Raw genomic sequence first — 24,930 nt, 5'->3', positions numbered from 1 at the left:
AACGACTCGCGCATGGTTTTCGAACCGCCGAAGCGTCTGGTGAGGGCGCTCGGTGAGACGGCGCCCGAGGGCGACGACTGGCTGGAGAGGCTGCCGGAGGCGGCGCGCGAGGCCGTCGCACAGCGTGAGTTGACCGTGGAGCGGGTGCAGGTGCCGGGCGGGCGCAGCAGTCTGGTCGTGCTGGTGCGGACGGCCGACGGGACGCCCGCCGTGCTGAAGCTGGCGCCGCGCCGGGCCCGCCCGGAGAGCGAGCGGGCCGCGCTGGCCCACTGGGGCGGTCTGGGGGCGGTCCGGCTGCTGGAGCCGGCCCCGGGCGCGACCGAGGGGGTGCTGCTGCTGGAGCGGCTGCATCCGGACGTGTCGGTGCGGTCGTTGCCGGAGGCGAAGGCGTTGCTGGAGGCGGCGGGGACGCTGCGCCGGCTCTGGGTGGACCCGCCGGAGGGGCACGGCTTCGAGACGGTGGCCGAGCGCACGGAGCGGCAGGCTCGGGCGATGCGGGCGAGCGCGGCGGCCGACCCGGAGGTGGCTCCGCTGGTGGAGGCGGCGCTGGCGGCCCGCGAGGAGCTGCTGGCGGCGCCGCCCGAGCACCGGCTGCTGCACGGGACGTTCCGGCAGAGCAAGGTGCTGTCCGGGGAGCGGACGCCGTGGCTGGCGGTGGGGCCGGACCCGGTGGTCGGCGAGCACGCGTTCGACCTGGCCCGGCTGGTCCGCGACCGCGTGGAGGACCTCATCGCGCAGGCGTCGGGGGCGACGACGACCCGGCGGCGGGTGAAGCGGCTCGCGGAGTCCCTGGAGGTCGACCGCGAACGCCTGAGCGGCTGGACCCTGTTCCGCGCGGTGGAATCGGGCGTACGGGCCCGCCGTGTGGGCCGCGAACAGGACGCGGAACTGCTCCTGGAGTTCGCGAGCTGGCTCTGAGGGGTGCCGTTCGGACCTCGTCGAGGTCGCGGACCCCGACACCGCTCCTCCCGCTCGGCTCCGCTCGAGCGGGAGACCACCACGCGCGGGAGGGCCCCCCACCGCCGCGTTGTCGTCGGTTGCCGGGGCTCCGCCCTGGCGCCCTCCTCCGCCTTGCGATGCTCCCCCACTGCCTGAAGGGCGTGGGAGGTGCCCCCACCGCCGGACCCCGCCCGGCTCGGCGGCAGGCCACCGCTCGCTGGAGCCGGCCCGACCCGGACGGCACCCCCTGGGCCGGTTCCCGGGCCGGAGGCTCCGTCACACTTTTCCGCCGCGGTCCGTCAGGTCGGTGTCAGCAGGTGAGGCAGTCCGAAGGAGACGGAAATGGAAACGCGTTCGATCACGGCGGAGATCCCGATGGTTCCGCGGATGGCCGAGGACCCCGCGGAGCTCGTTCCCGAGCTGGCGGAGGTGTCGGCGGCGCTGTTCAAGGTCACCGGCAACGGGTCGGTGCCGCGCTCCACGATCAGCCTGGTCCAGCTGCGCGCCGGCCAGATCGCCGGCAGCACCTACCTGACCGTCCTGCACACGGGCTTCCTGCGCAGGGCCGGGCAGTCGGAGGAGCGGATCGCCTCGGTGGCGTCCTGGTGGGACTCGCCGTACTTCACCGGCGCCGAGCGCGCCGCGCTGGCCCTCGTGGAGGCCGTGCTCCAGCCGTCCGCGGACGGCGAGCGGGTCTCCGACGCGCTGTACGCCGAGGTGGCCGGGCACTACGAGCCGAAGGCGCTCGCCACCCTGGTGTTCGCGATCGGCCAGGTCAACTTCTTCACCGCCGTCGCGCTCGTCGCCAAGCCGGTGCCCGGCCGGTCGTTCACCGACCCGTGGAAGTGAGACGGGCCGGGTGAGCCCCGGGGCCCGTGCCGGTGGACGACCGGCACGGGCCCCGTGACGCCGTTACGCCGTGAGGCGGGCCACCGCCTCGTCGACCGTGAGTTCCTCGCGTTCGCCGGTGCGGCGGTCCTTGAGCTCGACGACGCCCTCGGCGGCGCGGCGGCCCGCGACCAGGATCCGCGGGACGCCGATCAGCTCCGAGTCGGTGAACTTCACGCCCGGGGAGACGCCGGGACGGTCGTCGACCAGGACGCGGACGCCCGCGGCGGACAGCCTCTCGGAGACGTCGAGGGCCAGCTCGGTCTGGAGGGCCTTGCCGGCGGCGACCACGTGGACGTCGGCCGGGGCGACCTCGGCGGGCCAGCACAGGCCCTTGTCGTCGGCGGTCTGCTCGGCGAGGGCGGCCACCGCGCGGGAGACGCCGATGCCGTAGGAGCCCATGGTGACGCGGACCGGCTTGCCGTTCTGGCCGAGGACGTCGAGCTTGAGGGCGTCGGCGTACTTGCGGCCCAGCTGGAAGATGTGGCCGATCTCGATGGCGCGGTCCAGCCGCAGGCCCGTGCCGCACTTGGGGCAGGGGTCGCCCTCCTGCACCACCACGACGTCCACGTACGCGTCGACCTCGAAGTCACGGCCCGCGACCACGTTCTTCGCGTGCGTGTCGGCCTTGTTGGCGCCCGTGATCCAGGCGGTGCCGGGCGCGACGCGCGGGTCGGCGATGTACGTCACCTTGTCCAGGCCCTGCGGACCGACGTAGCCGCGCACCAGGTCGGGGCGGGCGACGAAGTCGGTCTCGGTGACCATCTCCACCGTGGCCGGGGCGAAGTGCGCCTCGACCTTGTCCATGTCGACCTCGCGGTCACCGGGGACGCCCACGGCGACGATCTCGCCGTCGACCTTGACCAGCAGGTTCTTCAGCGTGGCCGAGGCCTCGACGCCGAGCGAGGCGGCGAGGGTCTCGATGGTCGGGGTGTCGGGCGTGGGGATGTCCTCGGCGGCCGGGACACCGGCGGCGTCGACCGGCTTCAGCTCGTAGGCGATCGCCTCGGTGTTGGCGGCGAAGTCGCAGTTCGGGCAGTCCGCGAAGGTGTCCTCGCCGGCCTCGGCGGGGGCGAGGAACTCCTCGGACTTGGAGCCGCCCATGGCGCCGGCGGTGGCCGCGCAGATGCGGTAGTCCAGGCCCAGGCGTTCGTAGACCTTCTGGTACGCCTGGCGGTGCAGGGCGTACGACTTGGCCAGGCCCTCGTCCTCCAGGTCGAAGGAGTAGGAGTCCTTCATCAGGAACTCGCGGCCGCGCAGGATGCCGGCGCGGGGGCGGGCCTCGTCGCGGAACTTGGACTGGATCTGGTAGAGGATCACCGGCAGGTCCTTGTAGGAGGACGCCTGGTCCTTCACCATCAGCGTGAAGATCTCCTCGTGGGTGGGGCCGAGGAGGTAGTCGCCGCCCTTGCGGTCCTGGAGGCGGAACAGCTCGGGGCCGTACTCGTCCCAGCGGCCGGTCGCCTCGTAGGGCTCACGCGGCAGCAGCGCGGGGAGCAGCACCTCCTGGGCGCCGATGGCGTCCATCTCCTCGCGGACGATCCGCTCGACGTTGGCGAGGACCTTCTTGCCGAGGGGCAGCCAGGTCCAGATGCCGGCGGCGGTGCGGCGCACATAGCCGGCCCGGACGAGAAGCTTGTGGCTGAGGACCTCGGCGTCCGCCGGGTCGTCGCGCAGCGTCTTCGCCATCAACTGGGACATGCGCTGGACCGGTGCGTTCGCCATGGTTTCCGTACTCCTGCTGCGTCTGGGTGATGACAGGAGGTTAGCCGGGCGGGACGGGACGGCGGAAATCCATTGTCACTCTCGGCGGAGGAGGGGCAGCGGGGCGCCCATGACGGCGTACGGCTTGGGGGCGCTGGGGAAGAGGACCTGGCGGGCGAGGTCCTGGTAGCCGAGCGAGCGGTACAGACGGCGGGCGGGGCTCTCGATGTCGATCGCGGAGAGGATCGAGCGGGGCTGCTCGGCGCCGTCGGTGATCGTGGTGATCAGGGCGCGGCCGATGCCGTGCTTCTGGTGCCGGGGGTGGACGTGCAGCTCGGTGATGACGAAGGAGTCGTCGAGCCAGTCGTCATGGCCGCGGGCCCGCAGATAGGGCTCGACGACGGTGGACCACCAGTGGGCGCGGTCGTTGGGCATGCCGTAGACGAAGCCGGCCAGGCGGCCCTTGACGGTGGCCCCGAAGGCCCGGGCGCCCGGGAGGGTCATGTGCCGCAGCACGATCTGCCGGCGTACGGCCACCTCGTCGGGGCCGAGCCCGAACGCCACCGCCTGCACCGCCAGCGCCTCGTCGACGTGGCCGGGGAGGTCGAGGGGGCCGATCACGATGTCGTCGGGGCGGGGGCTGCCGTGACCGGGAAAGCGCACCATGCCGGGGAGACTACAGGGCGTGCCCCGTCAGAACAGCACGCTCATGAAGGCACCGACCTCCTGGAAGCCCACCCTCTCGTACGTCCTGCGGGCGGGGGTGTTGAAGTCGTTGACGTAGAGGCTCGCCACGGGCGCTATCTCCGTCAGGGCGTAGCGCAGGACGGCCGCCATGCCGGGTGCGGCGACGCCCCTGCCCCGGTGCTCGGGGGCCACCCAGACGCCCTGTATCTGACAGGCGCGGTCGGTCACGGCGCCGATCTCGGCCTTGAAGACGACCTTGCCGTCGATGCCGAAGCGGGCGAAGGCGCGGCCGGCGCCGACGAGTTCGGCGACCCGGGCCTGGTAGAGCAGGCCGCCGTCACCGGCCAGCGGGGAGACGCCGACCTCCTCGGTGAACATCGCCACGCACGCCGGCATGACCGTCTCCAGCTCGTCCTTGCGGACGCGGCGGACGTAGGGGTCGGGGGCTATGTGCTCGGACGGGCGGTCGGTGACCATGAGGGGCTGGTGGGCGCGGACCTCGCGGGCCGGGCCCCATTGGGGTTCGAGCAGCCGCCAGAGCGCGGCGGTGGGCTCGGCCGGGCCGACGATCGAGGAGCAGCGGCGGCCGGCCCGGCGGGCACGGTCGGCGAAGGCGCGGACGGCCCGGGGGGTGGCGCAGATGGGCACCAGATTGGCGCCGGCGTAGCACAGGGACGTCAGGACGCCCCCCTCGTACCAGCCCCACATCTCGCCGCCGAGCCGCCACGGGTCCAGGCCCGCGATCCGGACGCGGGCCGTCACGAAGGCGTTCGCGACCGGCTCGCGGTCGAGTACGGCGAGTGCGGCGTCCAGGTCACTCGGTTCGAGGACCCGGGATGTGGTCTGCGTCAACACGTGCGGGGCCTCACACACTGGGGTCTGCTGATTTCTCCGCACTGTACCTTCGCGAGCTGGGGACCGCCGCCCCCCAGAGCCCCGCTTCGGCCCGGAGAACGCCTCGTCCTCATGTGCCGGACGGGCCGGATCGCGCCGCCCGGCACATGTGAGGACCCGTCAGCCCGCCACCGAGATCTGCGGTTCGCCCGACGTCACGCCGTCCTTCTCCATCTGCTCGGCGATCTTCATCGCCTCCTCGATCAGCGTCTCCACGATCTTCGACTCGGGGACGGTCTTGATGACCTCGCCCTTCACGAAGATCTGCCCCTTGCCGTTGCCGGAGGCGACGCCGAGGTCGGCCTCGCGGGCCTCGCCGGGGCCGTTGACGACGCAGCCCATGACGGCGACGCGCAGCGGCACCTCCATGCCCTCCAGCCCGGCCGTGACCTCCTCGGCGAGCTTGTAGACGTCGACCTGGGCGCGTCCGCAGGACGGGCAGGAGACGATCTCCAGTCCGCGCCGGCGCAGGTTCAGCGACTCCAGGATCTGGATGCCGACCTTGATCTCCTCGACCGGCGGGGCCGACAGGGAGACGCGGATGGTGTCGCCGATGCCCTGGGAGAGCAGCGCGCCGAAGGCGACGGCCGACTTGATGGTGCCCTGGAAGGCGGGCCCGGCCTCGGTGACGCCGAGGTGGAGGGGGTAGTCGCACTGGGCGGCGAGCTGGCGGTAGGCCTCGACCATGACGACCGGGTCGTTGTGCTTGACGGAGATCTTGATGTCGCGGAAGTCGTGCTCCTCGAAGAGGGACGCCTCCCACAGGGCGGACTCGGCCAGCGCCTCGGGGGTCGCCTTGCCGTACTTCTGGAGCAGGCGCCGGTCCAGCGAGCCGGCGTTGACGCCGATGCGGATCGGGGTGCCGTGATCCTTGGCCGCCTTGGCGATCTCCTTGACCTTGTCGTCGAACTGCTTGATGTTGCCGGGGTTCACCCGGACCGCCGCGCAGCCGGCCTCGATCGCGGCGAAGACGTACTTGGGCTGGAAGTGGATGTCGGCGATCACCGGGATCTGCGACTTCTTCGCGATCACGGGCAGCGCGTCGGCGTCGTCCTGCGTGGGACAGGCCACCCTGACGATCTGGCAGCCGGAGGCGGTGAGCTCGGCGATCTGCTGGAGGGTGGCGCCGATGTCGGACGTGCGCGTGGTCGTCATCGACTGCACGGACACGGGGGCGTCCCCGCCCACCGCCACGGATCCGACCTGGATCTGCCGGCTCTTCCGGCGCTCGGCGAGCTTGGTCGGAACGGACGGCATGCCGAGAGAAATCGCAGTCATCTGCTGTGCAACCCCAAGTCGTGGATCTAGGTCCGGCTCCCCGTGAGCAGCGGGCTCCGGGCTCCGAGATTACGGCAATGGCCGACGCCCGAGCACATCCCGCCCCTAAACCCGCTCAAAGGGCGACGGCCCGGAACCAAAGGGTCCCAGGCCGTCGTGAACGGCGGGTGTCGCCTCCGGGGGGCTATGAGATCCGTACCGGATTCACCACGTCCGCGATCAGGACGAGGAGGGTGAAGCAGACGAAGACCCCTGCCACCACATAGGCCACCGGCATCAGTTTCGCCACGTCGAACGGGCCGGGGTCGGGGCGGCGCAGCACCTTGGCGAGGTTGCGGCGCAGCGACTCCCACAGGGCACCCGCGATGTGCCCGCCGTCGAGCGGGAGCAGCGGGAGCATGTTGAACAGGAACAGGGAGAGGTTGAAGCCGGCGAGCAGCATCACGAACATGGCGAGCTGCTGCGAGGCGGGGATGTCGAGGGTGGCGATCTCGCCGCCGACCCGGGCCGCGCCGACGACGCCCATCGGGGAGTCGGGTTCGCGGGGGCCGTCGCCGAAGGCCGCGTCCCACAGGGCGGGGATCTTGGACGGCAGGGCGGCGAGGGAGTCGACGGCGTCGCCGACCCGGTCGGTCATCCAGGTCACGGAGTCGCCGAAGTCCTGTTTGACGACTCCGGTGGCCGCGCTGAAGCCGAGGAAGCCGGCCTTGACGTACTCGCCCTCGACGTAGGCGCCGTTGTCGTCCTTCTTGGCGACCATGTTGGTCGCGATCTTCGCCTGGAGGGTGACCTCCCGGCCGTCGCGTTCGACGACGATCGGCACGCTCTTGCCGGCGCTGTCGCGGATGAGGTCGGAGAGGGTGCCCCAGTCGTCGGTCCTGACCCCGGCGAAGGCGACGATCCTGTCGTCGGCCTTCATCCCGGCGGCGGCGGCCGGGGACTGGGGGTCGGACTTCTTGCAGTCGTCCCGGTTCTCGGTCTGCGAGATCACGCACTGCGAGACCGAGCTGACGGTGGTGGTCTGCTGCTGGATGCCGAAGCCCATCAGCACGGTGAGGAACAGCGCCACCGCGAGGACCAGGTTCATGAACGGGCCCGCGAACATCACGATGACCCGTTTCCACGGTTTGCGCGTGTAGAACAGGCGCTTGTCGTCGCCGGGCCCGAGCTCCTCGAAGGCGGCGGAGCGGGCGTCCTCGATCATGCCGCGCCACGGTGAGGTGGAGCGGGCCTCCAGTCTGCCGTCGGGGCCGGGCGGGAACATGCCGATCATGCGGATGTAGCCGCCGAACGGGATCGCCTTGACGCCGTACTCGGTCTCGCCCTTGTTGCGCGACCAGACGGTGGGGCCGAAGCCGACCATGTACTGGGGCACGCGGATGCCGAACATCTTGGCCGTGGACAGATGGCCCAGCTCGTGCCACGCGATCGAGAACAGCAGGCCGGCCGCGAAGACGACTATGCCGAGGATGAACATCAGGGTCGTCATGCACGCGCCTCCGCGCTCGCCGTCCGGTCGGTCAGTTCCCGGGCCCTCGTCCGTGCCCAGGTCTCCGCTTCGAGGACGTCCGACACGGTCAGTGAAGTTCCCGTCGTGGGGGTGCCGTGTTCCTCGACGACCCGGGTGACGGTCTCCATGATCCCGTTGAAGGGCAGCGTGCCGGCGCGGAACGCCTCCACGCACTCCTCGTTCGCGGCATTGAACACCGCCGGGGCGGTTCCCGCGAGCTCGCCGACGTGCCGGGCGAGGTTCACCGAGGGGAACGCCTCGTTGTCGAGGGGGAAGAACTCCCAGGTGGACGCCTTGCTCCAGTCGAAGACCGGGGCGGCGTCGGGGACCCGTTCGGGCCAGCCGAGGCCGATGGCGATCGGCCCGCCCATGTCGGGGGGCGTCGCCTGGGCCAGTGTCGATCCGTCCGTGAACTCAACCATCGAGTGGACATACGACTGCGGGTGCACGACGACCTCAATGCGGTCGAAGGGAATGTCGTACAGCAGGTGCGCCTCGATGACCTCCAGGCCCTTGTTGACGAGGGTCGCGGAGTTGATCGTGATGACCGGGCCCATGGCCCAGGTGGGGTGCGCGAGGGCGTCCTCGACGGTGACGTCGGCCAGCTGCTCCCTGGTGCGGCCGCGGAAGGGGCCGCCGGAGGCGGTGACGACGAGCCTGCGGACGTCCGCGCGGGTGCCGGCGGCCAGCGCCTGGAAGAGGGCGGCGTGCTCGGAGTCGACCGGGATGATCTGACCGGGCTTGGCGAGGGCCTTGACCAGCGGGCCGCCGACGATGAGCGACTCCTTGTTGGCGAGCGCGAGGGTGCGGCCCGCCTCCAGGGCGGCGAGGGTCGGGGCGAGACCGATGGAGCCGGTGATGCCGTTGAGGACGGTGTGGCAGTCGGAGGCGGCGAGCCGAGTGGCCGCGTCCTTCCCGGCCAGGATCTCGGGCAGCGGCTCCCCCGCCCCGTACCGCTCGGACAGCGCCTCGCGCAGCGCCGGTACGACGTCCTCGCGGGCGACGCCGACGGTACGCACCCGAAGCCGGTGGGCCTGCTCGGCGAGGAGGGCGACCCGGCCGCCGTTGGCGGACAGGCCGGTGACCCGGAAGCGGTCGGGGTTGCGCAGCACGAGGTCGATGGCCTGGGTGCCGATCGACCCGGTGGAGCCGAGGATCACCACGTCCTTCGGTCCGTCTCCCGCCACGGGGTCGTAGACGAGGTGCGGGTCGGCGAGGGGGGCTGGAGCGTCGGTCATGGACCCCATTGTGTCGGGTCGCGCGCACGGCCGGGGCCCCGCCCCGGAGGGTCGGCGGATCGGGTGACGCCCTGTTGTCCGGCCTGCGGGCGAGCCGCCGCTCAGTCGGCCACCGGATCCGCGGGCAGGACGTCGAGGGCGTGTGCGGTGAGCAGCGGGTCGTCGGGATTCGCGTCCGGGTCTCCGCGCTCGATCCGCTCGGTCCTCCGGGCACTGTGCCCGGTCACCCCGCCCGGTTCCTCCCGGCTGGGTTCCCGGGACTCCCGCACCACGCGGATACGGCCGGCCACCTGGCCGGGCGGGGGGTCGGATCGCGTGGGCACCGTCCTGCCCGGTGGATACCTCCAGGGTGTCGTGCGGACCGCGGACGAGAGGAACCGTGGGCCGCTCCCGTGTCAGCGGATCGGCCGGTGCGCGTTCTCCCGCTCGGAGGGGCCCGGGGAGGCGTCCGCGATCCAGGGGCCGTCGTCCGAGGGGTCGATGATGCCCTGTTCCAGCCACTCGTACGTGCCGGAGAGAACGCCCTTGACGACCTTGCGGTCGACGTCGTCGGTGTTGGTCCACAGGCGGTCGAAGAGTTCCTCGACACGGACGCGGGCCTGGCGGCAGAAGGCGTCGGCGAGCTGGTAGGCCTCGCGGCCGTTCTCGCCGCGGCCGCGCAGGAGTTCCGCGCGGACGCAGGCGGCGCTCATGGCGAACAGTTCGGCGCCGATGTCGACGATCCGGCCCAGGAAGCCCTGCTTGGTCTCCATCCTCCCCTGCCAGCGGGACATGGCGTAGAAGGTGGAGCGGGCCAGCTTGCGGGAGGTCCGCTCGACGTAGCGCAGGTGCCCGGACAGGTCGACGCCGTGCTTGAACCCGCCGTAGGAGCCGGGGAGCTGTCCGGGGCCCGCGACGAGTTTCGGCAGCCACTTGGCGTAGAAGACGCCCGCGCCCGCGCCCGCCTTCGCCTTGTCGCCGAGGGACTTCTCGGGATCGATCAGGTCGCCGGCGACCGAGAGGTGGGCGTCGACGGCCTCGCGGGCGATCAGCAGGTGCATGATCTCCGTGGAGCCCTCGAAGATGCGGTTGATGCGCAGGTCGCGCAGCATCTGCTCGGCCGGGACCGCCCGCTCGCCGCGCGCCCGCAGGGACTCGGCGGTCTCGAAGCCGCGTCCGCCGCGGATCTGGACCAGTTCGTCGGCCATCAGCCAGGCCATCTCCGAGCCGTACAGCTTGGCGAGGGCGGCCTCGATGCGGATGTCGTTGCGGTCCTCGTCGGCCATCTGCGAGGAGAGGTCGACCACGGCCTCCAGGGCGAAGGTGGTCGCCGCGATGAACGCGATCTTGGAGCCGACGGCCTCGTGCAGCGCCACCGGCTTGCCCCACTGCTCCCGGGCCGCCGACCACTCGCGGGCGATCTTCAGGCACCACTTCCCGGAGCCGACGCACATCGCGGGCAGGGACAGCCGGCCGGTGTTGAGCGTGGTCAGGGCGATCTTCAGGCCCTGACCCTCCTCACCGATGCGGTGGGCGGCGGGGACGCGGACCCGGTGGAAGCGGGTGACGCCGTTCTCCAGTCCGCGCAGGCCCATGAAGGCGTTGCGGTTCTCCACGGTGACGCCCTCGGAGGCCGCCTCGACCACGAACGCGGTGATGCCGCCCCGGTGGCCCTCGGACTTCGGTACCCGCGCCATGACCACGAGGAGGTCGGCGACCACGCCGTTGGTGGTCCACAGCTTCACTCCGTCGAGGACGTACTCGTCGCCCTCGGGGACGGCGGTGGTGGCCAGCCGTGCCGGGTCCGAGCCGACGTCGGGCTCGGTGAGCAGGAAGGCCGAGATGTCGGTGCGGGCGCAGCGCGGCAGGAACGTCTCCTTCTGCTCCCGCGTGCCGAAGATCTTCAGCGGCTGCGGTACTCCGATCGACTGGTGCGCGGAGAGCAGCGCGCCGACCGCCGGGTTGGCGGAGCCGACCAGGGCGAGGGCCTTGTTGTAGTAGACCTGGGTGAGGCCGAGGCCGCCGTACTTGGTGTCGATCTTCATGCCGAAGGCGCCGAGCTCCTTGAGCCCGGTGATCACGTCGTCGGGGATCAGGGCGTCGCGCTCGATCCGGGCGCCGTCGATCTTCGTCTCGCAGAAGTCGCGGAGCTTGGCGAGGAACTCCTCGCCGCGCTGGACGTGCTCGTCGGCGGGCAGGGGGTGGGGGTGGATCAGGTCGAGCCGGAAGCGGCCGAGGAACAGTTCCTTGGCGAAGCTGGGCTTGCGCCAGTCCTGTTCCCTGGCGGCCTCCGCCACCTGGCGGGCCTCACGTTCGGTGACGGTGGGCCGGGACGGGGACGGGGGTGACTCGGGTGTTGCGGACATGAGGCTCACCTCGCCGCGAAAGGGACGGTGTCATTGCATTACCGACTGGTGCTACCCGATCGTATGTACCCGATCCGTAGCCGCCCCGCCACCCTTCGTGCGGCCGTACGGCCGACACGCCCGCTCTCGGAGGGCGGACGGAACTGAGGGACAATTCCTCTGGCACCCCCTCCAGTCCGACCCGGTTCCGGAGAAAGCTGTCGAAGCGCTTCGACAGCCTATGGACACCCGTCATCCTGTGAGGCTACTGTCGGATCACCCTCACCCACCCCCTGTACATCGCGCGCATTGTCGAAGCGCTTCACAAGCTTGGAGACTGGATGGTCACCCTCGCCGAGGTCGCCCAGCACGCCGGAGTCTCCGCGAGCACGGTGAGCTATGTCCTCAGCGGCAAGCGGTCCATCTCCGTGAACACCCGGCAGCGGGTCGAGCGGAGCATCCGCGAACTCGGGTACCACCCGAACGCCGGGGCCCGCGCCCTGGCCAGCAGCAGGTCCAACATCATCGCGCTGATGATCCCGCTGCGTACGGACATGTACGTGCCGGTGATGATGGAGATCGCCATCGCGGTGGCCACCACGGCCCGCACCCACGGGTACGACGTGCTGCTGCTCACCGGTGAGGAGGGCCCGGACGCGGTGCGCCGGGTCGCGGGCAGCGGACTCGCCGACGGCATGATCCTGATGGACGTCGAACTCGACGACGAGCGCCTCCCGCTGCTGCGGGAGACCGACCGGCCGGCGGTGCTGATCGGTCTCCCCGCCGACACCGCCGGCCTGACCTGCGTCGACCTCGACTTCAAGGCCACCGGTGCGCTGTGCGTGGAGCACCTCGCCAAGCGGGGGCACCACGACATCGCCGTCATCGGCGAGGCACCGGCGGTCTACGAACGGCACACCGGCTTCGCCGAGCGCACCCTGGACGGACTGCGCGGCCGGGCGCGGGAGCTGGGACTGCGGCTGCTGCACCGGCCCTGCGAGGGCGGGTACGACGCGATGGCCGTGACGCTCGCCCGGATCCTCGACGAACGCCCCGGCACCACGGGTTTCGTCGTGCAGAACGAGGCGGCGGTGGAACCGCTGCTCGCCCTGCTGCGGCAGCAGGGCCGGGCCGTGCCCGAGGACGTCTCGGTGGTCGCGATCTGCCCGGAGCAGGTCGCCGTGCAGGCCTCGGTGCGGCTGACGTCGGTCGCCGTCCCCGCGCAGGAGATGGGCCGGCTCGCCGTGGAACAGCTGGTCGCCAAGCTCGACGGGCGGGGCGGCGACGAGGTCGTGCTGATCGCGCCCGAACTGACCGTCCGCGCCAGCTCGGGCCCGGCACCCGCCCAGTAGCCCACCCGCCCGCTGTCACTCGCGGCGCCACAGCGCCGGAACGCCGGGCGGCTCCCAGCCGGTCATCGAGGTGTGGGCCTGCAGACAGCGGTACCCGGCGCCCCCGTGGGTGACCCGGTCGCCCGCCGCGTACGGGTGGCCGGGAGCCCAGCTTCCGCTCGGCGGGCCGGTGGGCGGGTCCGTCGGCGGGTCCGTCGGGCCGCCCTCGACGTCGAGCACGAAGTCGAAGGTGGCCTCCTTGCCGCCGCCGACGGCGCGGACGTTCATCAGCAGCGCCGGGTCGTAGATCGTGTCCGTGCTGTTGCGGGGCTCGCCGGGGAAGTACAGCTGGGTGGTCAGGACGGGCTCGCCCGGTGCCTGCGCCTTGACGTGGATGTGCCGGGTGCGGCCCGGATAGAGACCGGGCACGATCGTCCGCAGGCCGAAGGCGCCGGAGGCGTCGGTGAACTGGTGCCCGCGGAAGGTGTGTCCGACGTTGTCGTAAGCGCCCGCGTGGTCGGCCTGCCAGAAGTCGAGCAGGACCCCGCTCAGCGGGACACAGCCGCGGCCGAAGACGTGACCGCTGACGGTGAGCGGGGTGCCGGGGGTGCCCGGTGTCACGAGGTCGCCGCGCAGCGGGGAGTTCGGCTTGAAGTAGGGACCCTCCGTCTGGGGGATCGTGGGATCGTCGCCGTCGTCGCAGAACGGTGTCGGTGCGAGGTCCCGTCCCCGGGTGCCGGCGTCCCTGGCGAGCGCCACCGTGCCCGTCGCGAGCAACGGGACGGCGGCACCGGCGGCGACGGCCGCCCTGAGCAGGTTCTTGCGGCTGATCCGGCGGTCGGCGCCGGTACCGGGTTCATCGGGAGCGGATGGTGTCATGGCGGATTCCTCGGTCTCCTCGGTGGGGGCGGAAGGACGGGGCGTGCCTGACCTGGAGCGCGCCCGCGAACGCGGGGCGGACGAACCGTGTCTCGCGGACGCGGTCCACTGTGTTCGCCGGAAACGTAGTCGCGCCGGTCACCGCGCCGGAACTCCCGCCCCGGCCCCTGCACGGCGTTATGGCGGCCGGGCGTCACCGGGAAGCACGAGGCCGCCCGCACCGGGCAACCGGTGCGGGCGGCACGGAGGTGCGGTGACTAACCGCCCGACACCGTCAGGTTGTTGGTGCGGAAGTCCAGCCCGCCGGAGGACGAGGTGATCTCGTAGCCGAACTGCACGTCACCGATGGTCTCGTTGCCCATCCAGCCCTTGGTGTCCTTGATCCACCTGAGGATCGGGAGGATGTCGACGGTGCCGGAGTTCGAGTCCGAGGTGCGCAGGAACGAGAAGACCTCGTTGGCGCCGTTGTTCCCCTTGTAGACGTTCCAGGTGTGGCCGCCGAGGCTCACGGTGCCCTGCGAGGAGCCGAGTGGGCCGACGGCCCCGTTGTGGTTGACCCAGAGCATGATCTCGTAGTCGTAGTCCGTGTCCCAGATGTCGTACGAGGTGTTGTACGCGCCCGAGGACGGGACGGTGACGTTGTAGCTGCTGGTGAGCGAGGCGAGGGAGGTGATCGACTTGTTGATCACCTTCTTGGCGTTCGGGTAGGACTTGATGCCGCCGGTGTCGGGGTGGTTCGCCCACACGCCCCAGTTGGTGCCGGAGTTGGCCCAGACGCACTGGGCGCCGGCGCCGGAGCCCCAGATGTTGTTGTACAGCGTGTAGCCGTTGAGGCCGGTGTTGCCCCACTGGTCGCAGGAGCTCCAGACGGCGGCGTGCGCGGGGGCGGAGGCGAGGCCGACCGTCGCGCCGAGCGCGAGGGCGGGCGCCAGCAGGACCTTGGTGATCCTGCTCAAGGTGCTTGGTGCCATGGCTTTCCTTCCATGGGTGGGGGGAATTGCGGGGAGGGTCACCGCGCCTTCGGGGTGAGGACGCGGTCTTCTCCGGCGACGAGGTCGAGCGGTTCGACGCCGGCGGAAGTCCACAGGTCGATGCGGTGGCTACGGGTCGGCCGGACGACGGCGGTGACGGCGTCCGGGGACCAGGTGAGGTCGAGTTCGGCACCGAAGCGGGTGCGGATCCCGCGCAGTTCGCCGCTCGGGTACGCCGGGAGGGGCGCCGGCAGCAGGACCAGCCGGTCGGGGGTGGACTGGACGAGCGCCTCGATCAGCACGGCGGGGAGGGTGTGGGCGGCGTCGGCGTTGTAGACGTGGCGGTTCGGGTAGTGGGCGCTCATCAGGGAGGCGTGGAAGAAGTCGCCGTCGAGGACCTGGCCGAGCGCGTGGGTGACCCGCTCGCCGTCCCGGAGGCGGGCCGCGATCAGCGCGTGGTGCAGGTGGCCGTGCGCGGAGTCGTTCTCGGCGCCGCGCAGTTCCAGGGCGCGGTGGGCGGCGGCGGCCAGGTCCGGGGTGTCGTAGGGGGTGATCTCGTCCAGTGGCCAGACGCCGTAGAGGTGGCTGAGGTGGCGGTGGTCGTAGGAGTCCTCCAGTCCGGGCCACGCCCATTCGGCGAGCGCGCCGTCGGCGTTGATCCGGTGCGGGGGCAGCCGGTCGGCGAGCGCGCGCCAGCGGTCGGCGTGCTCCGGGTGGTACGCGGCGGCGGTCAGGAGGGCGTGGCGGGCGGCGGAGAGGTCCATGGCCGCGTCGACGGTGCCCCAGCTCGCGTTGGCGGGCCGGTTCTCGGGCGAGTAGGAGGGGACGACGACCAGCCGTCCCTCGCTGTCGGTGCGGGTGAGGAAGTCCTCGTAGAACAGGGCGACTTCGGCGAGCGCGGCGGCGGTGTGCGGGTCGTGTTCGCCGCGGGTGTCGTCGTGGTCGACGAGGGGCTTGAGCAGCCAGTCGGCACCGGCGGTCCACAGGTGCAGCGGGTACTCGCGGCTGAAGTGGTACGAGTGCCCCGACTCGCCGTCGCTGTGGGCGGGCGCGACGACGCCCCGGGCGCCGAAGACCGCGCGGGCGTTGTCCCGCCAGTCGGGCAACTGCCGCCGGATCAGGGCGGCCAGTGCCCCGGTGACCTCGGGGAGGGCCGCCGCGGCGGCGGAGGCGGTCTGGAGGTTGAGGTTGGCGTCGTTGGTGAAGGCGCCGGACCAGGCGGTGTCCCAGTCGCCGGTCCACAGTCCGGTGAGCCGGGGCGGGAACAGGCCGCTGGAGGACAGCAGGTGGTAGCGGCCGGCCGCGAAGAGCCGTTCGAGCAGGGCGGCGCTGCGCGGCCGGGCGAGCAACTCGGAGCCCGGCAGGGCGCGTTCGTCCGGGTCGGCGGCGAGGTCCAGGGTGACGCGTTCGTAGGCGGTGCGGTGCAGGGGGAGGTGGCGGGCGAGGAGACCGTCGTACGGGGTCCCGGGGACGTCGTCGAGCAGATCGCGCAGGGCGCGGCCCTCGGCGACCACGTCGAGTTCTCCGGTGTGCCGCCGCACCCGGGTGAGCAGCAGCACCGACCGCGCGCCCTCGATGCGCAGGCCCGGCGGGGCGAGCGCCGTCCGGCCGCCGGTGACGGCGACCAGGGTGACGCCGGTGCAGGCGAGGTCGCTGCCCGGGTAGCGGGCGCGCAGGCTGAGCAGGGCGCCCTCGGTGGTGAGGACGGCGCCGTGGCCGACGCCCAGGCCGGTGGGGGCGCCCGGGAGCCGGTGGTCCAGGGAGACGTCGAGGGTGAGTCCGGGGCCGGTGACGTGCTGGACGATCACGTCGTCGGCGCGGGAGACGAAGACCCGGCTGGTCCGGTCGGCGCGGGTCGCCTCGGCGACGCCGGTGGCGAAGTCGACCGTACGGCGGTATCCGCCAGGGTCCGGGTCGCCGTCCGGGCGGCGCACGCGGACCTGGAAGGCCGGGTGGAAGGGCTGCACCCACTGCAGCGACCGGCCGTCGGTGAAGCCCTCGGCGGCGGTCGGGTCGCCGGCGAGCAGCCGGTCCTGGAGGTCGGACAGTCCGTCGGCGAGCCGGGGCGGCAGCCGGTTCCGGTCGGCGCCCTCGCCCGGACGGACGAGGGTGTGGTGGGTGACGACGGTCCGGTCGTCGTCCGGATCGCCGAACACGAGGGCGCCGTGGTGGCCGTTGCCGCTCAGGAAGGCGTCCTCCCAGCGGGCGGCCGGCCGCGGCTCCCAGGTTCCGTGGACGGGCGTGGCGCTCATGGCTTCAGCACCGCCACGCCGTAGCGGCCGAGGGTGATCCGGTCGGTCACGGTGGCCTCCGTCAGCAGGTCGTGGTGGGTTCCCGGGACGTCCACGGTGACCGGTTCGCGGTCGTGGTTGAGCAGGAACAGCAGCTCACCGCGGCGGACCGCCTCGACTCCGTCCGGGAGCCCGTCGAGCACCGGCCGGGCGCCCGCGCCGGTGGCGACGCGGGTCAGCAGGGCGCGCAGCGCCTCCGGTTCGGGGAGCGTCGAGACGTACCAGGCGCGGCCCTTGCGCAGCACGGCGGGCAGTCCGTCGAGTTCCCCGCCCTTGTACGGGACGGTCTCGTCGGCGGTGCCGTCGGGCTCCAGTTCCTCGGACCACAGGGTGCCGCGCAGACCGCCCTCGCAGTCGGCGGTCTCCCCCGCGTCCAGCGGCCACCACTCGTGCAGGGTGCGGATGCCGAACAGCTCGCGCAGCCGGGCGTCCATGGCGCCGGGCCGGACCCGGTCGTCCTGGTCGGCGACGCCGGTCAGGAAGCCGCAGACGAGGGTGCCTCCGCCGCGTACGTAGGCGAGCAGGTTGTCGACGGCCGCGTCCGTGAGGAGGTAGAGCTGCGGGACGACGACGAGCCGGTAGCCGGTCAGGTCGTGTTCGGGGTGGGCGAAGTCGGTGGTCAGGTGGGCCTGCCAGAGGGCGCGGTGCCAGGCGCTCAGGACCTGCGGGTAGTCGACCTCGTGGGAGGGGCGGGCCTCCTGGTCGCCGGCCCACCAGGAGTGCCAGTCGTGCAGCACGGCGACGTCGGCGGTGATCCGGCCGCCGCTGGTGTGCGGGGCGATCCGGGCGAGGTCGGCGCCGAGCTGCTTGACCTCCTGGTACGTACGTCCCCGCTCGCCGGCGTGGCCGACCATCCCGGAGTGGAACTTCTCGGCGCCCTGCCGGGACTGGCGCCACTGGAAGTAGCAGACGGCGTCGGCGCCGCGGGCGACGGCCTGGAGGGACCACAGCCGGTTGAGGCCGCGCGGCCTGGGGTGGTTCACCCGGCGCCAGTTGACCGCTCCGGCCGCCTGCTCCATGAGCATCCAGGGCCCGCAGGCCTGGGAGCGGGTCATGTCCTGGACCAGGGCGCCGCTCTGCGCGCCGAGGGGGTCGCGCGGGTCGGGGTAGAGGTCGACGGAGACGACGTCCTCCTCCTCGGCCCAGCGCCAGGCGTCCTGGCCGGCCCACAGCGGCATGAAGTTGGTGGTGACCGGCAGGTGCGGGGTGTGCCGGCGGACGATGTCGCGTTCGGCGGTGTAACACTCCAGGAGCATGTCGGACGTGAAGCGCTTGAAGTCCAGCACCTGGGTGGGGTTCTTCAGGTAGTGCGCGTGGCGGGGCGGCAGCACCTCGGCCCAGTCGCCGTAGCCCTGGCTCCAGAAGGCGGTGCCCCAGGCGGTGTTGAGGGCGTCGAGGGAGCCGTAGCGGTGGCGCAGCCAGTCGCGGAAACGGGCGGCGGCCTCGTCGCCCCAGTCGTAGGTGCAGTACTCGTTGTTGATGTGCCACAGGGTGAGGGCCGGGTGGGTGGCGTAACGGGCGGCCAGGTCCTCGGTGAGGGCGGCGGCGTAGCGGCGGTAGGTGGCGCTGGAGTGCGAGAAGTGCTGGCGTCCGCCCCACCACTCGGTCCGGCCCTCCGCGTCACGGGGCAGGGTGTCCGGGTGGAGGTGCCCCATCCAGGGCGGCGGGGAGGCGGTCGGGGTGGCGAGGACGACACCGACGCCGTTCTCGTGCATCAGGTCCATCAGTCGGTCCAGCCAGCCGAAGTCCCGCTCCCCGGGGCGGGGTTCGAGTTTCGACCAGGAGAAGACGCCGAGGGTGACGGAGTTGACGCCGGCCTCCTTCATGAGGCGGACGTCCTCGTGCCAGATCTCCTCGGGCCACTGCTCGGGGTTGTAGTCGCCGCCGTAGAGGAGGCGGCCGCGGGTGGCGTCGTTCAGGTTAGGCATCAGACGGGCTCCCCGTACTGGATTCCGCGCCCGTTGGTGGCGAGGTAGACCCGGCCGTGGACGCGCGGGTCGCCGGTGATGGTCTCGCCGGTCCAGCCCCACTGGTGGTCGTCGTCGTTGATCCGCACCCAGGTCTTCGCCCCGTCGTCGGAGCGGTACACGGCGGTGCTGGTCCCGGTGGAGCCGACCTGGTAGATCGCCGGGTAGTCGGCGCCGTCGGCGGCCCTGCCGAAGCCGAGGGTGTAGGAGGCCCAGCAGCTGTCGACCTTGGCGAAGGTGACACCGCCGTCGGTGGAGCGGTACAGCCCGTTCCACTTGGTGCTCAGCCACAGGTCGCCGGTGCGGCCGGGCGCCGCGACCAGCTTGAACTGGCTGTCGCCGGCAGGAAGCCCGGTCGCACGGGCGGTGAAGGAACGGCCACTGTCGGTGCTGGCGAGCAGCGTTCCCGTGTCGGTGTCGTACGCGTAGAAGAGCGTCGGGTCGGCCGGGTCGGCGACCGGCGTGGCGCCCTTCGGGAAGGAGGCGATCTCGGACCAGGTGGTGCCGTTGTCCGCCGAGCGGTGGGCCGGGTACCTGGTGCCGTCCCAGTGCACGAAGGACCACAGGAGCGCGCTGCCGTCGGCGTTGACGGCGATCGGCCCCGGTGCGTCCTTGGCGAGGGAGGGCTGGGCCGCGAAGGGCGCCCAGGTCCGCCCGCCGTCGTGGGAGAAGGCACCGTTGCCGTTCTCGCCCCAGCCCGCCCGGACGACGTACGCCGGTCTGCGCGCGGCCTGCGCGAGTCCCGTCGCCGACCCGGACACGGGGTTCGTCGCCATGCCGTGCGCCGGGGACGAGGTGAGCCGCTCGTGGTACATCACACCGATGTCCCGCGACCCGCTGATCAGGTGCGCCCTCCCGACCGGGGGCGAGACCAGCTGGGTCACGGACGCCTCCTCCAGGCCGCGGATCCGCGGGGCCCAGTGGCGCAGGTCGCGGGTGCCGTAGAGGGTGGCGCCGGTGCCGTACACGAGGTGCTCCGAGTCGTACGGGTCGAGGGCGAGCGCCTGGATCCACCAGCCGAACTTGGGCTTGTCCTCGCCCCAGTTCAGGTACGGCGTCTCGGACACGTCGAGGACGGCGGTGTCCTTCAGCGAGCGCCAGCTGCGACCGCCGTCGGTGGACCGGTACAGGGTGTCGACCGCCGCCCAGCGGTTGTTGGTGGAGACGACGACGGTGCCGGGGCGGCGGGCGTCGACCGCGACACCGCCGTAGCCGAAGGTGTCGGCGGCCCCCTCGTCGGTGGTCCCGCCCGGCTTCACCGGCGTGACCTCGGTCCACTTGCCGCTCGTGGTGCGCAGCTTGTGCACGCTGCCGTCGGACTGGCCGTTGGGGCCGGGCGCGTCGGCGTACGTCACGTACAGCTCACGGGTGTGCCGGTCGTACGCGGCCCGGATCGGCACGCGGGCGGCGGTGGCGGACGGCTGCCCGGGAACCGCCTCCCAGGTGGTGCCGTCGGCCGTGCGGAACAGGTTCGCGTCACCGCCGTCGCCCCAGCCGGCGTAGACGGTGCGCCCGGCGGCGACGAGAAGCGTGACGCCCTGACCGGTGGCGGACGGGGCGGCCGGGAAGCCGCTCACCGGCGCCCAGGTGGCGCCCCGGTCGGTGGACCTGAGCAGTCCGTCGTGCCGGGTGCCGAGCCACAGGGTGTCGCTGTCGCGCGGGTCCACGAGGAGCCGCTCCCCCGCGCCCCGGCCGTCCTCGTTGGCGCCGAGCTTCACGGTGAGGTCGGTGCGCCGCCAGGTGACGCCGCGGTCGTCCGAGCGCAGGACGGCGCCGTTGCTCCCCCACGACTGGGCGTAGGTGCCGCAGGCGAGGTACAGCCGGTCCGGGTGGGCGGGGTCGACCGCCATCGCCTCGACACCGAGCAGGTTCCAGTCGTCCCACCCGATGTGGTCGAGGAGCGGGACCCAGCGGTCACGCCGGTCGTCCCAGCGGTAGGCGCCCCCGATGTCGGTCCGGGCATAGGCGAGCCCGCGCACACGGGGGTGGAACAGCACACCGGTGATGAACCCGGTCCCGCCGATGACGACGTTGCGCCAGCGGTAGGAGGAGGCCCCGGCGGCCTTCGCCCGGCCGGCGAGAACGGGAACACCGGCGACAGCGGCGACGGCCGCCGCTCCGGCAAGAACGGCACGCCGACTCAGAGGGGACGCGAACATGACAGGGTGACCTCGCATCAGGGGTGAGCGGAGATACTTCAGGGGCGCGGGGAACTGCGCGACCGGCCACAACGGACCCGCAGCCGAATGACCGCGCAGCTCCCCGAAAGGACATGGGCGTCAGCCCTTCACCGCACCGGTGAGCATCCCCTTCTTGAAGTGCTTCTGGACGAACGGCGACAACACGGCCACCGGCAGCAACGCCATCACCATGACGGCCATCTGCACGGCGAGACCGGACAGCTCACCGGTCTTGATCGCCTGGCCGAGTCCGACCGGCGCCTCCTGCTTCTGCACGAGCTGGATCATGACGTTCTGCAGCGGCAGCATGTCCTGGTCGTTGAGATACAGGGAGGCGTTGAACCAGGCACTCCAGTACCCGACGGCGTAGAACAGCGTGATCACCGCGACGACCGCGCGGGAGAGCGGCAGCACGATCTGCCACAGGATGCGCAGGTCCCCGGCCCCGTCGATGCGGGCGCTGTCGATCAGCTCCTGCGAGATGCCCATGAAGAAGCCGCGCAGCACCAGGATGTTGAACACGCTGATCGCGCTGGGCAGGATCAGCGCGAGGTAGCTGTCCGTCAGGCCCAGGGACTGCACCAGCAGATAGGTGGGGATGAGGCCGGCGCTGAAGAACATGGTGGCCAGCAGCACCATGAGGATCCAGCGGTGGCCGACGGAGCCGCTGCGGGACAGTCCGTAGGCGCACAGCACGGACACCGCCATCGAGAAGAGGGTGCCGACGAGGGTGACGCCGAGGCTGACGAGCGTGGCGCGGGTGACCTGGCCGCCGCTGAGCAGTTCCTGGTAGGCGATGAAGGTGACGTCCTTCGGGATCATCACCAGCCCGCCCGCCTCGTCGATGGTCTTCCGTGAGGACAGGCTGGTGACGAGGACGATCCACAGCGGGAACAGGATGGCCAGGCAGGCGAGGAGCAGGACCAGCCCCTTGCCGGCGAGGCCGGCCCGGCTGGGCGCCTCCTCCCACACCGGCCGGGGCGGAGCCGCCCACCGGCCGGGAGTCCGCGCGGGCTTGTCGATGACGGCGGTCACTTCTTGTACACCCCCTGCTCGCCCATGAGGTGGGCCACCTTGTTCGCTATCAGGACCAGGCCGAGACTGATGACGCCCTTGACGAGACCGGCGGCGGCCGCGTAGCCGAAGTCCTGGTTGCGCACACCGTTCCACCACACGAAGGTGTCCAGGACCTCCGCGGCGCCCGGTCCCACGGCGCCTCGTTGCAGGAGGATCTGTTCGAACCCGACGGTCAGGGCGTCACCGACGCGGAGCACCAGCAGCAGGGCGATCACCGGCCGCAGCGCGGGCAGGGTGACGTGCCACATGCGGCGCCAGCGGTTGGCGCCGTCCATCGCCGCCGCCTCGTACAGGTCGGGGCTGACCGAGGCCAGCGCGGCGAGGAAGACGATGATCCCCCAGCCGGCGTCCTTCCACACGCTCTGCGCGGTGACCAGGAACTTGAAGGTCTCCGGGTCGGTCATCAGGCTGAGCCCGTCGTACCCGTGGTCGCGCAGTATCTGGGAGAGCAGCCCGGCGCCGCCGAACAACTGCTGGAAGACGGCGACGACCAGCACCCACGAGAAGAAGTGCGGCAGGTAGAGGATCGCCTGCGAGATCGCCCGCACCCTCGGCCTGACCACGCTGTTGATGAGCAGCGCGAGCAGGATGGGGATCGGGAAGTACAGCACCAGCTGGAGGAAGAACAGCACCAGTGTGTTCTGGACCGAGTTCCAGAAGGCGGAGTCCTCGAAGATGCGCTGGAAGTTCTCCAGGCCCACCCAGGGGCTGTGCAGGATGGAGACGACCCCGTTGTCACTGATGTAGGGGTCGTACTCCTGGAACGCGACGACGTTGCCGAGGATCGGCACGTAGTTGAAGAGCAGTACCAGCAGGATGGCCGGCAGTGTCATCAGCACCAGGACGCGGTCGCGTCTGAACCTCAGCCGGAGGCTGAGCTTCCCGGCGGGTGGCTTCCCGGTGCCCCCGGTGGCGCCGCCGTGCGCCGCCGGGGGGTTCTCCTTCGCTTCGGCCTCGGTGTCGGTCCGAGGCACCGTGCTGTGGGACACGGCGGTTCTCCTTGCCTCGGTACCTGGTCAGCCGGCCGCCGAGCCGTTCTCGTCGAGGATCTTCTTGTACCAGTCGCGGAGTTCGTCGCCGCCCTTGCTCTTCCAGTCGGAGACGGCCTGCTGCACGTCGCTGACCTTCTTGCGGCCGCGGACGACGTCGTCCTCCAGCTGCTCGAAGTCGTTGGAGAGGTTGGTCCAGCGGGCGGGCTCGGTGATCTGCATGCCGTAGAAGGACGGCTTCCTGGTGAAGGCGCCCATCCGCTGCTGCCACTCCACCTGCCCCTTGGCGACCTCGGGGAAGTCGGGGTGGGCGATGGTGGCGGCGGGGCTCGCGACCATCACGTAGGCGTTCATCACGTCGATGTTGCCCTGGTCGGTCTTGGTGGGCACACCGTCCTTGACGGTGTAGTGGGTGCCCTCCACGCCGTAGTTGGTGGCCATGTACTCCTTGGTGCCGTACGGCGCGGCGGTGACGTTGGCGACGGCCAGCACGTCACGGATCACGGACTCGGACGCCTTCTTGTTGACGAAGGCGAAGATGCTCGCCGGGTTCTGCGCCCACAGCGTGGGGTCACCGCCGTCGTGGCCGAAGAAGTCCATGCCCCAGATCTTGAACTCGGGGTTCTGGGTGGCCTGCTCGGCGGTGCGGCTCCACCACTGCGACATGTCCTGGTTGTAGATGAGGAACTCGCCGGCGGCGAACTTGGGGCCGGGGTCGCTGGCGTTGCTCTTGCCCAGCTCGGCGTCGGGGTGCACGACGCCGGCGGCGAACAGCTTGCGCGTCCACTCCAGGGCCTCGAGGTACTCCTCGGTCTCGATGCGGTAGACCAGCTTGCCGTCGACCTCGTTCCAGCCGAGCGACTTCTCGTTGCCGGAGAGCACGCCGAAGGCGTTGAAGGCGGTCCACTTCATGTCCAGGCAGGCCCAGCGCTTGGCCTTGGCGTTGGTGGCGTCCTTGGCCAGCGCCATGAACTCGTCGCACGAGCGGGGGACCTCGTAGCCCTCCTTCTCGAAGATGTCCTGACGGTAGAGCGGCACGATGCCGGACACGTACGAGGACGGCATGGGCAGGCCGCGCAGCTTGCCGCCGAAGATGGACCGCTGCCAGGCGTCGGTGGGGATCGCCGCGAGGTTCGGGTAGTCCTTGACGGCGTCGCCGGACAGGTACGGGCCGAGGTCGGCGAACTTGCCGATGATGGCGCTGGGGATCTTGCCCGTCATGTTCCAGCCGGGCACGACCACCACGTCGGGCACCTCGCTGGAGGCGAGGACGGCGCCGAGCTTCTGGTCGTAGGTGTTGCCGTCCTGGTTCTGCCAGACCACGTCGACGCCGATGAGGTCGTTCATCGACGTGTAGTAGGCGTTGCCGTCCTTGGGCGGGGAGCCCCAGAACGGCGACATGATGGTGACCTTGCCGCCCTTGCCGAGCTTCTTCGGCACCGACGTCTTCAGGCCCGCCAGGTCGAGTTTGCTGGTGAAGCCGACCGCGGAACCGTTCTTGCTGGGGATGTCGGGCGTGACCACGTTGCTCGCCACGTACGCCGGGAGGATCTTCTTGGCGTCCTTGCCCGACGTGGTGCCGTCCCGCGAACCTCCGTCGGACCCGCCGCACGCGGCGAGCAGCGGCATTCCTCCCGCCACCGCTGCGGTGGCGACCGCCGTGGAGGCGAGGAAGCTTCTCCGGCTCGGTCCGGAGGAGCTGGGGGCGGCGTTCGGCGTCATTGCGTCAACCCTTCATGGCGCACCAGGACACCCGGCGGTGGCCGTCGGCTGCGGTGTCTTC

Annotated in this window: 19 protein-coding genes; 3 read left to right on the top strand and 16 right to left on the bottom strand. The window is 71.5% G+C overall.

From position 1 onward, the window contains the following. The first annotated feature begins 12 nt into the window (after positions 1–12). Together ACIA6T_RS13345 and ACIA6T_RS13340 are read left to right on the top strand one after the other, a co-directional pair. The gene (locus ACIA6T_RS13345) at positions 13–918 is read left to right on the top strand and encodes an aminoglycoside phosphotransferase family protein (RefSeq protein WP_399446632.1); all 906 of its coding nucleotides are present in this window, start codon (positions 13–15) and stop codon (positions 916–918) included. 363 nt (positions 919–1,281) lie between these two features. Next, positions 1,282–1,788: a carboxymuconolactone decarboxylase family protein gene (locus tag ACIA6T_RS13340; RefSeq protein ID WP_399446631.1), complete on the top strand. Its 507-nt coding sequence runs from the start codon at positions 1,282–1,284 to the stop codon at positions 1,786–1,788. Positions 1,789–1,851: 63 nt separating this feature from the next. Here the strand turns inward: ACIA6T_RS13340 and ACIA6T_RS13335 are convergent, their stop codons facing one another. From ACIA6T_RS13335 to ACIA6T_RS13300, 8 genes are all read right to left on the bottom strand, one after another. Then, positions 1,852–3,552: a proline--tRNA ligase gene (locus ACIA6T_RS13335; RefSeq protein WP_399446630.1), complete on the bottom strand. Its 1,701-nt coding sequence runs from the start codon at positions 3,550–3,552 to the stop codon at positions 1,852–1,854. 75 nt (positions 3,553–3,627) lie between these two features. Then, the gene (locus ACIA6T_RS13330; protein ID WP_399446629.1) at positions 3,628–4,197 is read right to left on the bottom strand and encodes a GNAT family N-acetyltransferase; all 570 of its coding nucleotides are present in this window, start codon (positions 4,195–4,197) and stop codon (positions 3,628–3,630) included. Between the two features lie 27 nt (positions 4,198–4,224). After that, entirely contained in the window at positions 4,225–5,073 is an 849-nt protein-coding gene (locus tag ACIA6T_RS13325; protein WP_399446628.1) for a GNAT family N-acetyltransferase, read from the bottom strand. 159 nt (positions 5,074–5,232) lie between these two features. Beyond that, positions 5,233–6,390, bottom strand: a complete 1,158-nt coding sequence (gene ispG / locus ACIA6T_RS13320; RefSeq protein ID WP_399446627.1) for a flavodoxin-dependent (E)-4-hydroxy-3-methylbut-2-enyl-diphosphate synthase — start codon at positions 6,388–6,390, stop codon at positions 5,233–5,235. Positions 6,391–6,574: 184 nt separating this feature from the next. Further along, positions 6,575–7,867: a M50 family metallopeptidase gene (locus ACIA6T_RS13315; RefSeq protein WP_399446662.1), complete on the bottom strand. Its 1,293-nt coding sequence runs from the start codon at positions 7,865–7,867 to the stop codon at positions 6,575–6,577. Between the two features lie 8 nt (positions 7,868–7,875). Further along, entirely contained in the window at positions 7,876–9,138 is a 1,263-nt protein-coding gene (gene dxr / locus ACIA6T_RS13310) for a 1-deoxy-D-xylulose-5-phosphate reductoisomerase (RefSeq protein ID WP_399446626.1), read from the bottom strand. Between the two features lie 101 nt (positions 9,139–9,239). Next, a complete protein-coding gene (locus ACIA6T_RS13305) occupies positions 9,240–9,461 on the bottom strand; it encodes a hypothetical protein (RefSeq protein ID WP_399446625.1) in 222 nt (73 codons plus the stop codon). Between the two features lie 72 nt (positions 9,462–9,533). Continuing rightward, positions 9,534–11,483 carry an acyl-CoA dehydrogenase family protein gene (locus ACIA6T_RS13300; protein WP_399446624.1) on the bottom strand — a complete coding sequence of 650 codons (1,950 nt, stop codon included), beginning with the start codon at positions 11,481–11,483 and terminating at the stop codon, positions 9,534–9,536. Between the two features lie 320 nt (positions 11,484–11,803). Between ACIA6T_RS13300 and ACIA6T_RS13295 the strand changes: the two genes are divergently transcribed. Continuing rightward, complete coding sequence (locus ACIA6T_RS13295) at positions 11,804–12,814, top strand: LacI family DNA-binding transcriptional regulator (protein WP_399446623.1); 1,011 nt, start codon at positions 11,804–11,806, stop codon at positions 12,812–12,814. 15 nt (positions 12,815–12,829) lie between these two features. Here the strand turns inward: ACIA6T_RS13295 and ACIA6T_RS13290 are convergent, their stop codons facing one another. The 8 genes from ACIA6T_RS13290 to ACIA6T_RS13255 form a co-directional block, all read right to left on the bottom strand. Continuing rightward, positions 12,830–13,672: a carbohydrate-binding protein gene (locus ACIA6T_RS13290; RefSeq protein WP_399446622.1), complete on the bottom strand. Its 843-nt coding sequence runs from the start codon at positions 13,670–13,672 to the stop codon at positions 12,830–12,832. Positions 13,673–13,929: 257 nt separating this feature from the next. Then, a complete protein-coding gene (locus tag ACIA6T_RS13285) occupies positions 13,930–14,643 on the bottom strand; it encodes a hypothetical protein (protein ID WP_399446621.1) in 714 nt (237 codons plus the stop codon). 38 nt (positions 14,644–14,681) lie between these two features. Further along, entirely contained in the window at positions 14,682–16,895 is a 2,214-nt protein-coding gene (locus ACIA6T_RS13280; RefSeq protein ID WP_399446620.1) for a glycosyl hydrolase family 95 catalytic domain-containing protein, read from the bottom strand. After that, a complete protein-coding gene (locus ACIA6T_RS13275; RefSeq protein WP_399446619.1) occupies positions 16,892–18,862 on the bottom strand; it encodes a beta-galactosidase in 1,971 nt (656 codons plus the stop codon). Before ACIA6T_RS13275 ends, ACIA6T_RS13280 begins: the two co-directional genes overlap by 4 nt. Next, entirely contained in the window at positions 18,862–21,060 is a 2,199-nt protein-coding gene (locus tag ACIA6T_RS13270; protein ID WP_399446618.1) for a 1,4-beta-glucanase, read from the bottom strand. Before ACIA6T_RS13270 ends, ACIA6T_RS13275 begins: the two co-directional genes overlap by 1 nt. Positions 21,061–21,180: 120 nt before the next feature. Next, positions 21,181–22,116: a carbohydrate ABC transporter permease gene (locus ACIA6T_RS13265; protein ID WP_399446617.1), complete on the bottom strand. Its 936-nt coding sequence runs from the start codon at positions 22,114–22,116 to the stop codon at positions 21,181–21,183. Beyond that, positions 22,113–23,147: an ABC transporter permease gene (locus ACIA6T_RS13260; protein WP_399446616.1), complete on the bottom strand. Its 1,035-nt coding sequence runs from the start codon at positions 23,145–23,147 to the stop codon at positions 22,113–22,115. The genes ACIA6T_RS13265 and ACIA6T_RS13260 overlap by 4 nt, the downstream gene beginning before the upstream one ends. A gap of 27 nt (positions 23,148–23,174) precedes the next feature. Further along, complete coding sequence (locus tag ACIA6T_RS13255; RefSeq protein WP_399446615.1) at positions 23,175–24,869, bottom strand: extracellular solute-binding protein; 1,695 nt, start codon at positions 24,867–24,869, stop codon at positions 23,175–23,177. Positions 24,870–24,930 lie beyond the last annotated feature (61 nt).

This window comes from Streptomyces sp. NPDC051740, assembly GCF_044453165.1.
In the GTDB taxonomy this organism is placed as follows: Bacteria; Actinomycetota; Actinomycetes; order Streptomycetales; family Streptomycetaceae; genus Streptomyces; species Streptomyces atrovirens.
The sequence above is the reverse complement of the archived record's forward strand: the minus strand, read 5'-3'. Positions and strand labels throughout refer to the sequence as shown.